Genomic DNA, 12,772 nt, shown 5'->3' with positions numbered 1-12,772 from the left:
CCGCGATAGGACTCCGGCGGGAGGACTCTATCATGCTGAGGTTTGCAGTCATTCCAAGGTGGTTTCCTTATGTTTCATTCTGTTGCGCGCCAGCCGGTGTCCGCCCGGTGAGATATGCGGGCTAGAGACACAGAGGGTTTCAATCTCGAGCCGGGCCAGCGCCTGCTCGGGAAGTACCTGGTCATCGACCACCTGGGTGCCGGGTGGGAGGGCGAGGTCTACCGGGTGCGCGAACTCGCCACGGGTATCGAGCGCACGGCCAAGTTCTTCTTTCCCCGGCGCAATCCGCGCGACCGGGCGGCCATCTTCTACGCCCGCAAGCTTCACAAGCTGCGCCAGTGTCCCATTGTCATCCAGTATTTCACACAGGAGCGGGTGGTGCTCAAGGGTCAGCCCGTCACCTTCCTGGTCTCCGAGTTCGTGGAGGGGGAGCTGCTGTCGGCTTTCATCCGTCGCCAGAGGGGGCGCCGGTTGTCGCCGTTCCCGGCACTGCATCTGCTGCACTCCCTGGCCCGGGGCATCGAGTGCATTCACCAGATGGGGGATTATCACGGCGACCTGCACACCGACAACATCATCGTCAGCCGCTACGGGCTGGGCTTCGAGTTGCGGCTGCTGGACATGTTCCACTGGGGCCGGCCGCGCGCCGAGAATATCCACGACGACGTGGTCAACCTGATCCATATCTTCCACGAGTCTCTGGGCGGCGCTGCCCGCTACGCCCGACTTCCCCCGGAGGTCAAGGCGATCTGCTGCGGCCTGAAGCGGACGCTGATCCTCAGGAAATTCCGTACGGCCGGACAATTGCGTGAATACCTGGAGACCATGGAGTGGGAGAAGTAAAAGCGAAGGGACGAGCGGGCCCCGTGTGGCTGTCTGTCGACCGGCGGACGAACAGGTAGACGGGCGGCGTGTTGACCCGGACGGACGCAGGGGGCTCGGCTCCCGGGCAATGGCCGGCGTTGTGTATACTGGCAACAACCCCAATAAAAATGAAGGGTAGTGTGACCACCTCTACCCGGTAAGGCTGAATCCCGAGGTTCTTGTGAATACTGCTCCCGCCACGCATGCGCCAGATGCCGCAGTGCGTCTGCGTCAGCTTCAGTCGCTGGCGCCGCTGCCCGTAGTGGCCCGGCGGCTGCTGCAGGACCTGGAGCGCGATGACCTGAGCCTGGGCCAGCTGGCATCGGTGATCGAGATGGACCCCGGCCTCACGGCCCGAATCGTGGGTCTTGCCAACTCGGCTTATTTTGCGAGCGGGCGGCCGGTCTCCAATGTGACCGACGCGGTGGGCCGCGTGCTGGGGCTCGACCTGGTGAAGAACCTGGCCCTGGGCATCGTGCTCAGCGGCCCGTTCGATACCCGGCGCTGCGCGGGCTTTGACACGGAGGCGTTCTGGTTCAGGGCCATGGGCTCGGCGACCTTGGCCGTGCCCCTCGCGCAGGCCCTGGACAGCCCCCTGGAGCATGACTGGGTCTATCTGGGTGGACTGTTGCACGAACTGGGCCTCCTGGCGCTGTGCGCCTTGTGTCCCGACGCGATGTCCCGTGTGCTCTCTGCCGCGCGCAACGAGGCTGTTCGTGAGGACACCGTGTCCATGTGTGTCCACGCCGAACTGGGATTGACCCCGGCCGAAGCCGGTGCCGTTCTGGCACGGCGCTGGCGCCTCCCCTCGCCCGTGGCGGCGGTCATGACCCAATGCGGTGATCATGAGTACCGGGGCGAGTACTGGCGCACCAACGCCGTGGTGGGCCTCGCCTCGGCGGTGGCGAAGGACCTCTATGAGGAACGGGAGGACTCCGACCTGCGCAACCGGTGGCTGGTCGCTTTGGGTCTGCCGGCCCGCACGGTGTCTGATCTGGTGGAGCGGCATCGTCCGCGGGTGGAATCGCTGCGTGCCCTGTCTCGCCACATGGCCTCGTCCTGAGGCCTGACCCATGGATCAACGCCCACTCCTGGATGCCTACCGGGATACCCAGCAACGCATGCTGGGGCTCATGGACTTTCTCTCCTCGCTGCAGGACCTCTCCGCCCTGGACGTCAACCGGCCCGATCTGGAGGGCCTGCTGGCCCAAAGCCTGCAGGCGCTGCTGGAGAATCAGGGCATGGAGCGCAGTTCCGTGTTCCTGGTGCGCAACGGGATGCTGGAGAATGCCGCGGGCATGGACTGGGCGGACCTCATGGCCGGGCGGCAGGCCGGGTCTGCTCCCCGTGCGTCTGGTGACACCTGCCTCAGGGTGGGCGAGGGGATCATGGGCCTGGCCGTCGCGACGGGCAGGATCCAGCGTTGCGAGGACATCAGCACCGATGAGCGTTTCGCCCGTCTGCAGGAAGGCCCGCCGCCGACAGGCAGTCTGATCTGTCTGCCGATTCACGCCGGCGATGCCGTTCTGGGTGTGCTCAACGTCTCCCACCCGGAGCCCGGCTTTTTCGACGTCACCCGCGAGCGGTTGTTGCGCCTGTTCGTGGCACTGCTGGCACAGGTCATCGCCCACTGGCGCCACGTTCACCAGATGGAAGCGACGATCCGCGCACGAACCCGGGACCTGCAACGGGCGCTGGAACAGGCCCAGGAGATGCGCGAGCGTTACGAGGCCCTGGCTGTGGTGGACGACCTGACCGGGCTGCACAACCGCCGCTTTTTCTTCCCCGAGGCCCAGGCGGCGCTGTCACGGGCCACCCGTTACAGCGAGCCGTTCTCGATCCTCACCCTGGACCTGGACCACTTCAAGCGCGTCAACGACATGCATGGCCACGCGGTGGGCGACCGGGTATTGCAGGACGTGGCCGCCGCACTGCGCGCCATGCTCAGGGAGGGGGATATCCTTGCGCGCTTCGGCGGCGAGGAGTTCGTGTTCGCGTTGCCGGAGACCGGCCCCCAGGGCGCCATGCGGCTTGCCGAGCGGGTGCGTGAACGCCTGTCCGCCATGACCTGGGACGTGGGCGCAGCCGGGACGCTGCAGGTCACGGCCAGCATGGGTGTCGCCGCCCTCTCGCCGGACGAGGAGTCCAGCTCCAGCCAGGTGCTGCTCGACCGCCTGCTCGCTCAGGCGGACAAGGCCCTGTACATCAGCAAGGACGGTGGACGGGACCGGGCCACGATGGAGGACCCGGCCTGATCCGGCCTTCGGCCAGCGGTGTTTGCCGTCGGCTCAGTTCGTCCCCTTGAGTGCCTCCACACCGTCCAGGGCGGTTTCCCGTACTTCCGGATCCGGATCCGTGACGCGGGCCTCCAGCGCCGCGAGTGCATCGGGGCCGCCGATCAGCGTCAGCGCATGGCAGGCGTCGGCCCGCACGCGCGCGTTCGCGTGAGCGGTCAGCGGCGCGAACAGCGGGGCCTGGCCCTCGAGCGCGCCCTCCTCCTGCAACTCCTCGAGCGTCGCCATGACGCCGATGCGCACGCTCAATTCGCTGTCCGTGTCACCGAGCAGCGCGGCGAGATGGTGCATGAGCGAGGGATCCTTTCTGAGCAGCGCGCCCGCCTGGTCACGGCGCCCCGTGGCCATCAGGTCGGCGAGGTAGATGGTCATGCCTTCTTCTCGTCCCGCCAGCTCGGCCCAGTGTCGCAGTTCCTCCGGGCTGTGCAGGCCCGCCAGTTCGAACGCACCGATGCGTGCCCACGGCACCGAGCGTACACCGAGCGTGGCAGCCGGTTCGGACTCGACGGCGATATTCACGACCTCCAGCCGCCCCAGGGTACCGTCCTTGACCAGGGTGGCAAGGCCCTCGAGTACGGTGGGGCAGTGAGGACATCCCGGTGCCACCAGCAGCAGGGCGCGTACGGGGGCTTGCTGACTTTGACGACTTTCGGACATCGCACGCTCCGGTGCGGCAGGCGAGAGGCCATCATGCCACGGTCTGCAAACGAAGGCGTCGGATAACGCCCGGCGGATGATCAGCGATACAGACGCACCGTCTGGCGTCTGCCTTCCACACCACGATTGGCGCAGAACTCAAGGCTCTCGCCGTCGGCGTAGCGCACCTTCATGTTGAACCCTGCGCCCGGGGGATGGTTCAGGGCGATGCCGCGCCGCTCGCCGGGCCGCAACTGTCCCTCGTACAGGTTCGATTGCGACAGCCCGTGACCAAAATCCAGCCACACGGACTCGATCAGGACGTCCGTGTCGTTGTGCAGGGTCACTGTCAGGGGCCGGTCGACGAAGGGATTCGCAAACAGCAGCCAGCCGAGTGCCAGGCCGGCCAGGAAGAGCGCGGTGCCTCGCGAGCGCAGGGCGTCGACAAGACGGTCCCGCCAGGTGAGGGCGGTGGGGGGTTCCATGGGAGCGGATTCACTATATATATTAGAAAGTACTAATATACATGCATGTGGTGCTCGGGTCGAATGTCATCAAAGCCGCGCACACGGCGGTGTGCCACGGGACCGGGCGGCAGATGGTCGCGCACCAGCCAGTGGGTATGTATGCCCGCCTCGCGGGCCGCGTCCAGCTCCTGACGCACGTCAGAGAGAAACAGGATCGCGTTGGGCGCCACGCCAATGGACTCGGCGATGGCGCGATAGGCAGCGGCGTCCCGCTTGTGCCCGATGCGGGTATCGAAGTAACCGGAAAACACCGGGCCCAGATCGCCGTGGTTTGTATGTGCGAAGATCAGCTTCTGCGCCTGCACGGAGCCTGACGAGAACACGTACAGTCGAATGCCGCGGTCATGCCATTCCCGCAGCCGGCGCGCTGCATCCTCGTACATGTCCGTCACAAGCGACCCGTCCCGGTAGCCCTGTTCCCAGATCATGCCCTGCAGATCCTTGAGCGGCGCCACCTTGCGGTCGGCATCCATCCAGGCAATCAGTTGCGCGATGATGTCGTCACTGTCCAGTTCGCGGCCAGCCTCCTCACGCACCTCGCGCATGATGCGCTGCACCTCCGGGTCGTCAGCACGATCCCGCAGGAAATCCGGAATCCGCTGTCTGGCGTACGGATAGAGTGTTTCGGTAACGAAGCGGATGGGCGTCACCGTGCCCTCGATGTCCGTGACGATGGCATTGATCATGCGATGCTTCCTCCGCCTGTCCTGGTCAAACAGGGTCCGTTTCAGGAGTACCCGGCTCTTGCCGCAAGCATTAAGTTTCGCGACCGGGTACGCAGGATACCCGGACGGTGCCGGACAGGGAATCACTCGTGGAGGGGGTCGGACCATGGCAACCTTATGATCTGACCATCAAACAGCATTTGAGCCAAGACCAGGTGTTCTGGGGGGCTGTCGAGGGCGGTCGGGCGTCAACATCAATTGAAACCGGTGGTTGCCATGGTCCCGCCTCCGCTCTGGTTTCGGGCCCGATGCCGAATCGACCCGCAAATAGTAAGATTCCGCATGCTCCGGGCGGCCTGGGTCACGGTTTCCACGATGGAGAGGGCCGAGAGCACCTGTCCGCTTACGGATGGTGGTCGACTTCCGAGGGGAACTCCATGATCGCCAATGCGCCCCAAACCGAGGGCTGCCCGGCATCCGTGATGGCCCTGGTGCCGTTCGTGCTGATTGCCTTCGGGCTCGCTTGGGGGATCCTCGCGCTCTACCTGTTCCTGCCCGAGCCGATGGCCGCGCTGTTCGGTCAGCTGTCCGGTCAGCACCCCCTGTTCTTTCTCGCGGTCTATGCGCCCGCAATCGCGGCAATCATCACTGTTGCCTTTGTTGCGGGCACGGCTGGTCTTCGGCGCTTCCTGGCCCGGCTGCTGCTCTGGCGCGGCTCCTTGGGCTGGTACGCTTTTATCCTTCTCGGCGTGCCGCTGCTCTTTTACGCGAGCGCCGCGGCACAGGGGTTCCCGCTGGCGCCGCCCACACCATTTGCATCCGTCTTCGCCCTGATCTCCGCGCTGTTCTTCATGGCGATCAAGGGTCCGGTCGAGGAGATCGGCTGGCGCGGATTGGCGCTGCCCCTGCTGCAACGCAAAGTCGCCCCGATCTGGGCCGGACTGATTCTCGGTGTCATCTGGGGTGTGTGGCACCTGCCCGCCTTCGTGCTGAGCGGAATGCCTCAGAGTGAGTGGTCGTTCACCGCGTTCTTCCTGGGTGCGGTAGCCATCAGTGTCATCGTCACACCGATGTTCAACCAGTCGCGGGGCAGCATCCTGGTGCCGGCGCTGTTTCACTTCCAGCTCATCAATCCCATCTGGCCGGACGCGCAACCCTACGATACGGTCCTGTTCGTTGCAGCCGCCACGGCGGTGGTTTGGATACACCGCAAGGCGATGTTCAACGGGAAGACGGCAGTGACAGAGGTCATTCCCGCCCGCTGCGGGCTAAGGTTGTAGTTCCATCACCTCTCAATAAGGGGGCAACATGAGAGCCACCTCGGAGCAACTGATCTCGTTCGCTACACGTGCACCCTCGGGACACAATACCCAGCCCTGGCAGTTCTCGGTGGATCAGGACACGATCCGGATCTATCCCGACCTGTCCCGGCGTCTGCCGGTCGTTGATCCGGACGATCACGCCCTGTTCATCAGCCTGGGCTGCGCACTCGAGAATCTTCTCGTGGCCGCTGCGCGACAAGGGCTGTCGGCCAGCATTGACTACTTTCCCTCCGATGAACCCGAGGAGTGCCTGCGGGTCCGGCTCTCGGAAGGCACCAACCAGAGTGCGGAGGCGTTGTTCCGGGCGATCCCCGACCGACAGTCGAACCGCGGGATCTATGACGGGCGCGCGATCACGGACGCCGATCTTGCCCGCCTGGTGGAAGCCAACGCCTGCGAATCCGTGTCGGTGCGGTCGTTCCGTGTCGGGCATCCGGACATCGAGCCGATCATCGGCTTCGTGCGGGAAGGCAACATCGCCCAATTCAACGACCCGGCCTTCGTCGCGGAGCTCGTGTCCTGGATCCGGTTTTCCCGGCGTGAGATCTCCGAGGGCAGTGACGGTCTCACCGCCGCGGCCTTGGGTTTCCCATCGATTCCCCGCTGGCTCGGTCGTTGGATCATGACGACGCTGGTGAAGCCGAAGGGCGAGGCGGCCCGACAGGAGAAGGCCATCCGCAGTTCCTCCGTGCTGCTGCTCTTCGTCGCCCGGGAGAACGACAAGCGCCATTGGGTCGACGTCGGACGCAGTTTCGAGCGCATCGCGCTGACGGCCACCTCCATGGGTATCGCACAAGCCCACGTCAATATGCCCTGCGAAGTCGAGCCGATTCGCAGGCGGCTTGCGGCGCACCTTGGCCTGGACGCAGGCGAGCAGCCCCTGCTGCTGATCCGCCTGGGCTTTGCCAATAAGCGGCCACCACCATCCCCGCGACGGCCAGTCGATCAGGTCGTGCGGGATGCGTAGCAGAAACGCACCCACGGGAAAAGGATTGTCCGTTGATGAAGCCAACTGCGTGCGCAGCCAATATCGACCCGCCCGGTATCCGGGACATCACGGGTCTCCCCTAGGCTTTCAGTACTCCACGCGGGTGAGGATTGCGCGAAAGAACGGGGCGTACTCAGGCGTGCCGTAGAGGTTGCCGATCTCCATCGCGGTGGGGATGGTGAACCCCTGATGACTGGCATGGGCCAGCATGCGCCCGCCGAAGGGTTGCAGGCGATAGATGCGCTCCGGGTTGGCGTCCGACCAGCGCAGGGTAGTCATCTCCAGGACCCGGCCGGCGGCATCCAGGGTCAGGTGGATCGGCTCGACCCGGGGTATCGTCGGGAACCGGATCTCCGCCTGATGAGGTCCCGTCTGTGTCCACACCGCCCCGGCCTCGGGCAGGAGCGTAGCCGGAGCCCACACCGTCTCCATCAGCATCCGGGCCGCGGCCGCACGTGCATGGTCCTCGGTGTCGGCGACGCGCGCCACCGGCAGCACGTTCCACATCCAGAACCGGGTCCAGCTGGTTTGGCCGGTTCGATACCCATCCGACCCGGCAAAGCGAACCCATCCGGTACCCGCACGCGCGCGCCAGACGAACCCGTGCGGCGGCGCGAGGATCTGGTCGGCCTGCATAGGCATCTCACGGCTGTTCAGGATCAACGACCCTTCCATCTCCAGCCTGGCCACCCCGTGCAAAGGCGTGCCCGGCGCGATCGCGGTACGGAAGTAGCGCTGCGCGATCTCCGGCAGTTCGGAGACCATGGCCGGGTCGTACGATTCAGGCGCCGGTTCGCGCTGGGCCAGCAACGTGTCCCAGACCGCCTGCGCGCTGCGGGCATCCCGCGCACTGCCCCACAGACCGATCCCGACCCCCGTCAGGCCCCCAACCAGGACGATCCATCCGGCCGTCTTCAAGAGGATGGTCGCGAATGCCATGGCACCTTCCCTATGGAGGTAGCTGGGGTCGAACCACGGCAACCTTATGATTTTCGTGGTTCAGGCGCCAGAAACTAACGTGAAATCTGGGCATACAGCCGCACTTCATGCACCTGAACGGGCGTTCCAAGGAGAGGACTGATGCTGCGTATGAATCGCCATTTCCTGCGCGGGCCGCGCATATTACACATCGGTGCACTCAAGTGTGTGGTCGGGGTGGTGATGATTGAGACCGTGTTCGCTCAGTCTGACTATCAGGCCGATTTTGGGGCAGGAATTGGTGTTCTAAGGCGTAATTCGAGTGGAGCTATGGGATTAATATCAGTTGAAACATGTGGTTACCGTGGTCTGACCCTGCTTCCCAGTTTGCGCCCCTCGTGGTGTTGATTGGCCAGGGTCTCGAATTCATGTCTCGGAATCAGTTTGAGCAGCTGGGAAAAGACGGTATTATGGTGCGACAAGGCTTGGACTCCTTCTTGTTTTTCAATGACTTTTGGCGATTTCATTGTATCAAAACAAGATGGTTTCCAGGCCTTCTTTGTCTGCGATTAATGGGACAGCAGTGCCTAGAGTTCTATTTCCAAAAATGGGAAACAAAGTGGCATGACGAAGGTGGAAAGGACATCAACAATCCCAAAATCCCGGTCAAGTACGTCATGGAGCATGGGCGTTTGATCTATGGTAGTCACCCACAATTAACTGTACGTAACAAGCGAAAAGCAGTCCCACCGGATGCCGGGATTTTCGACGCAGAAGGCTAAGCCAAATTAGGTAACTTCTTGTGTTTGACCTTCTGGAATAAGGTCCTCCTCAGGTATGCGGCCAAAGAAAAAGGCGATCCTTTGCCGTAGGGCGGCTCTGGACTCTAGAGTCATTTCCGCCGCCTTATCCAGTAGCTCTCGGTCCGGTTTCCTGATGCCCCGCATCATAGCAAAGTGAACTACTTGAGGGTCCGCGAAGTATCCAGGGCACGGCTGGAGAAAAAAATACCCCGGAAGGATCAGTTTGGGCCGACTTGATGGGTCAGTGCTGCTATCTAGGTGGGTGTTTGCTTGGCCGCCCCCTTCGCCGGGGGTGATGACAAGGGAGTTTATTTTGAATGCGGTAGTCTCTTCTTCGGATAGACTACTCCACGGTATCGTATTAGCGCTGATTAATGGAGCGAGTAGGATACGACGGTCCTGGGTATCACAACATTGAGATAGGACTAGATAATGCCCTTGGCGAATCTTGTAGTTAAGACGGAAATCGTGTTCTCCTTGCTCTAACTGCTGCACCGGCTTTGTCTGGATTTCCGGCCCAACCATGGTCCGTCCTACCAAGATGTCTCCTTGCCGGAGAGATGCAGACCATTTTTCCTTCGGCAGATACATTCTTGAGCGTGACTGGTCACTTAATAGCCATACTCGTCAAGGATCTCATCCGAGATATCCTGCTTTATTTCCTCGAATACCTCTGGCTGCTGAAAATAGGAAAGAACTAGATGATCGACGGTCACAAGTTCTATGGCTCGTATATCATCAAAGGTCGTTGATGATTTCGCCGAATGAAATTTCTCTGCGAACAAGCTCAAGACTTGAGCCCAGTCGGATGCAGTAGTGGTTTCCCACAATAACTTGGAGGGGATGAACGCGGTCTTGCTGGCGACGTCAAAGGATGACGGTTCAGCACGATCGCCAATTGTGATTATTGGGTGTGCTCTGGGTGCGTAAGAACTGAGTGCCACGTCTTCTTCAGTCGGGCGTGTACGGTTCCATAGCGTGGTGAAGTCGGTCGGAGATGCACCACCGAAATAGGTTTCCGGCTTGTCTATTGTATGATCCGAGGATTCCCAAGACATCTTTGACCTCCGTGCGCTGCTCTGTGTAGAAGTCGGCATCGATTAGATAACCAACTTCCTTCGTCCGCTCATTAGTGGAAAGCCCATGCGCGAGGCGCACCCGTCCGCCTGATTTATCCAGTTTAAACAATACCTGTCGCTTGGTCCCCAGGATGTTGGCTGCAACATCTTGAGACTGGAGTTCTCCGCAGACCTCTGACCGCAGAAGCTCAGGCCACGCGCAGTTCTCCAGTCCTAGTTCTGACCGAGCAATGGCATCTTGATAACGAAGACCTATGCGTGTGAAGAACGGTGGATTATAAGTCTCCTTGAGCACATCAAGGACGTTGGATATACGCGACTGAAAGGCTTCCCAGCGCTCGTAGTTGGTTGTAGTAAGCGCAACGAAGTCCTTGGCTAGGGATACCCTCCACACCGCATCTTCGGAGACAAACTCGTAAACGGTTCCCGCATCCTTGGCTAGAAAGGAAACAACGCGATCAACTTCTGGTGGCAAAGGCATGCCTTCCACCTTGGCGTGTTGCTCGCGGAGAATTGGGTAGTCGCGGCGGAGAAGCTCCTGGAATACGGCAGGTAGTTCGGCGTTGATTCTAAGAATAGGCGAGAAACGAAGCTGGCAGATCACCTCGATAAGAGGGTTTCTCCTGTATATCACTCTTTCGCTTTTCGGGAATGACATTGGTCCTAGCCGAATCTCGCCTTCCGCTTTCGAGAACACGAACAGAGCGGCGCCCGCAATCTCGTGCAATGGCTTCTCGCTGGTCGTAAAGCTATCGTCGCAAGACTGAAGTGTGCAGTCCTTATGGCGCAACCGGTGCTCATTGTCAAACTTCCGGGTGCTGAACGAGTTTTGCAACTATCCCGGTATTATTGGATGCATGACTCAGGACTGCTTCGCTTCCCATCTGCTTCCCAATAGCTCGGTTAACTCCGCTCGGATGAGGTCTAGCCGACGTAACTATTTGTTTTAGTTGGTGGGCCCGGTCGGACTCGAACCGACGACCAAGGGATTATGAGTCCCCTGCTCTAACCAACTGAGCTACAGGCCCAAAAGGCAGGGCAGAGGTACAAGGGCATAGGTACAAGGGAAAGGCCTCAACCCCTTTACCCTTGTACTTTGTACCTTGTACCTGCCTTTACTCCAAATCCAGGAAGCTCCTGAGCATTTCCGAGCGGCTGGGGTGGCGCAGTTTGCGCAGGGCCTTGGCCTCTATCTGGCGAATGCGTTCGCGGGTGACGTCGAACTGCTTGCCCACCTCTTCCAGGGTGTGGTCGGTGTTCATGTCGATGCCGAAACGCATGCGCAGCACCTTGGCCTCGCGGGGGGTGAGGCTGGAGAGCACGTCCCGGGTGGCCTCGGAGAGGCCCTCGCGGGTGGCGGCGTCCACCGGGGACATCACGTTGATGTCCTCGATGAAGTCCCCGAGGTGGGAGTCCTCGTCGTCGCCGATGGGCGTCTCCATGGAGATCGGCTCCTTGGCGATCTTGAGTACCTTGCGCACCTTGTCCTCGGGCATCTCCATGCGCTCGGAGAGTTCCTCGGGCGTGGCCTCGCGGCCCATCTCCTGCAGCATCTGCCGGCTGATTCGATTGAGCTTGTTGATGGTCTCGATCATGTGCACCGGGATGCGGATGGTGCGGGCCTGGTCCGCGATGGAGCGGGTGATGGCCTGCCGGATCCACCAGGTGGCATAGGTGGAGAACTTGTAGCCGCGCCGGTATTCGAACTTGTCCACCGCCTTCATCAGGCCGATGTTGCCCTCCTGGATCAGATCCAGGAACTGCAGGCCGCGGTTGGTGTATTTCTTGGCAATCGAGATCACCAGGCGCAGGTTGGCCTCCACCATTTCCTTCTTGGCGCGCCGGGCCTTGGCCTCGCCGATGGACATGCGGCGGTTGATGTCCTTGATCTCGCCGATGGTGAGGCTCGATTCCTCCTCGATGGCCACCAGCTTCTTCTGGTTGCGCAGGATTTCGTCCTTGTGCTCGGCCAGGGCCTTGGCGTACTTGGTCCGGGAACGGACCTGGCTGTCCAGCCACTTGAGGTTGGTTTCGTTTTCCGGGAAAGCGTTGATGAAGTCCTTGCGCGGCATGTTGCAGCGGTTGACGCAGATGTTCATCACCGCGCGCTCGTGGGCGCGGATGCGGTCCACCATCGCGTGCAGGTCGGCGGTGAGCTGATCCACGAAGCGCGGCAGCAGCTTGAACTCCATGAAGTAGCTGGCCATCTCCTCGCGTACCTTGCGGTACTTGGCGGTGTGCTTCTTGGCCGCAAAGCCCATGGCCTGTTTGTACATCTTGCCGAGCTTCGCAAAGCGCTCGCGGGCCTCTTCCGGGTCCGGGCCGGTGTCTTCCGGCTCGGAATCGGAGTCGTCGTCCTCGTCGTCTGAATCCTCGTCGTCGTCGGAGTCGTCTTCCTCCTCCTCGACCGTCTCGGCGGCGGCCGGCTGCGGGGCGGCGGCAACCGGGGGTTCGTCGTCCGCGTTGGGATCGATGAAGCTCACCACCAGGTCGGTGAGCTTCATCTCGCCGGCATCGACCTTTTCATATTCGGCGAGCAGGGTGGCAATGGATTGCGGATAGTGCGCCAGCGCGAACAGGACCTGGGCCAGCCCGTCCTCGATGCGCTTGGCGATCTTGATCTCACCTTCCCGGGTCAGCAGTTCCACCGTGCCCATCTCGCGCATGTACATGCGC

13 protein-coding genes and 1 tRNA gene are annotated in these 12,772 nt (G+C 61.8%); 6 read left to right on the top strand and 8 right to left on the bottom strand.

The window, feature by feature from the left end; genetic code table 11:
- The first annotated feature begins 114 nt into the window (after positions 1-114).
- From B1C78_RS00700 to B1C78_RS00690, 3 genes are all read left to right on the top strand, one after another.
- On the top strand, positions 115-843 hold the full coding sequence (locus tag B1C78_RS00700; RefSeq protein WP_077277229.1) for a protein kinase domain-containing protein: 729 nt from the start codon (positions 115-117) through the stop codon (positions 841-843).
- A 202-nt stretch (positions 844-1,045) separates the two neighbouring features.
- Positions 1,046-1,927, top strand: a complete 882-nt coding sequence (locus tag B1C78_RS00695; protein ID WP_245795250.1) for an HDOD domain-containing protein — start codon at positions 1,046-1,048, stop codon at positions 1,925-1,927.
- 10 nt (positions 1,928-1,937) lie between these two features.
- On the top strand, positions 1,938-3,119 hold the full coding sequence (locus tag B1C78_RS00690; RefSeq protein WP_077277228.1) for a GGDEF domain-containing protein: 1,182 nt from the start codon (positions 1,938-1,940) through the stop codon (positions 3,117-3,119).
- A 33-nt stretch (positions 3,120-3,152) separates the two neighbouring features.
- Here B1C78_RS00690 and B1C78_RS00685 read toward each other — a convergent pair whose 3' ends face one another.
- The 3 genes from B1C78_RS00685 to mtnC form a co-directional block, all read right to left on the bottom strand.
- Entirely contained in the window at positions 3,153-3,815 is a 663-nt protein-coding gene (locus tag B1C78_RS00685) for a HEAT repeat domain-containing protein (RefSeq protein WP_077277227.1), read from the bottom strand.
- Between the two features lie 80 nt (positions 3,816-3,895).
- A complete protein-coding gene (locus B1C78_RS00680) occupies positions 3,896-4,279 on the bottom strand; it encodes a hypothetical protein (RefSeq protein ID WP_077277226.1) in 384 nt (127 codons plus the stop codon).
- Between the two features lie 32 nt (positions 4,280-4,311).
- Entirely contained in the window at positions 4,312-5,007 is a 696-nt protein-coding gene (gene mtnC / locus B1C78_RS00675; protein WP_077277225.1) for an acireductone synthase, read from the bottom strand.
- A 416-nt stretch (positions 5,008-5,423) separates the two neighbouring features.
- Between mtnC and B1C78_RS00670 the strand changes: the two genes are divergently transcribed.
- Both B1C78_RS00670 and B1C78_RS00665 read left to right on the top strand, forming a co-directional pair.
- The gene (locus tag B1C78_RS00670; RefSeq protein WP_077277224.1) at positions 5,424-6,266 is read left to right on the top strand and encodes a CPBP family intramembrane glutamic endopeptidase; all 843 of its coding nucleotides are present in this window, start codon (positions 5,424-5,426) and stop codon (positions 6,264-6,266) included.
- Positions 6,267-6,294: 28 nt separating this feature from the next.
- Entirely contained in the window at positions 6,295-7,275 is a 981-nt protein-coding gene (locus B1C78_RS00665) for an Acg family FMN-binding oxidoreductase (protein ID WP_077277223.1), read from the top strand.
- A gap of 108 nt (positions 7,276-7,383) precedes the next feature.
- On the opposite strand, the gene B1C78_RS00660 is transcribed toward B1C78_RS00665, so the two are convergent.
- On the bottom strand, positions 7,384-8,235 hold the full coding sequence (locus tag B1C78_RS00660) for a DUF6544 family protein (protein WP_077277222.1): 852 nt from the start codon (positions 8,233-8,235) through the stop codon (positions 7,384-7,386).
- Between the two features lie 338 nt (positions 8,236-8,573).
- Complete coding sequence (locus B1C78_RS17710) at positions 8,574-8,741, bottom strand: DUF4372 domain-containing protein (RefSeq protein WP_425443947.1); 168 nt, start codon at positions 8,739-8,741, stop codon at positions 8,574-8,576.
- Here B1C78_RS17710 and B1C78_RS18025 point away from each other — a divergent pair.
- A complete protein-coding gene (locus B1C78_RS18025; RefSeq protein WP_425443946.1) occupies positions 8,685-8,996 on the top strand; it encodes a PDDEXK family nuclease in 312 nt (103 codons plus the stop codon). The genes B1C78_RS17710 and B1C78_RS18025 overlap by 57 nt on opposite strands.
- A gap of 972 nt (positions 8,997-9,968) precedes the next feature.
- Here B1C78_RS18025 and B1C78_RS00650 read toward each other — a convergent pair.
- The 3 genes from B1C78_RS00650 to rpoD form a co-directional block, all read right to left on the bottom strand.
- A complete protein-coding gene (locus tag B1C78_RS00650) occupies positions 9,969-10,823 on the bottom strand; it encodes a TIGR04255 family protein (protein ID WP_139349757.1) in 855 nt (284 codons plus the stop codon).
- Positions 10,824-11,047: 224 nt separating this feature from the next.
- Positions 11,048-11,124: transfer RNA gene (locus B1C78_RS00645), tRNA-Ile, on the bottom strand.
- A gap of 87 nt (positions 11,125-11,211) precedes the next feature.
- Positions 11,212-12,772, bottom strand: a 1,561-nt coding sequence (gene rpoD, locus B1C78_RS00640) for an RNA polymerase sigma factor RpoD (RefSeq protein ID WP_077277220.1), incomplete at its 5' end; no start/stop codon positions are given.

Source organism: Thioalkalivibrio denitrificans (assembly GCF_002000365.1).
Taxonomy (GTDB): Bacteria; Pseudomonadota; Gammaproteobacteria; order Ectothiorhodospirales; family Ectothiorhodospiraceae; genus Thioalkalivibrio_A; species Thioalkalivibrio_A denitrificans.
This window is presented reverse-complemented; position numbering and strand designations above follow the sequence as displayed.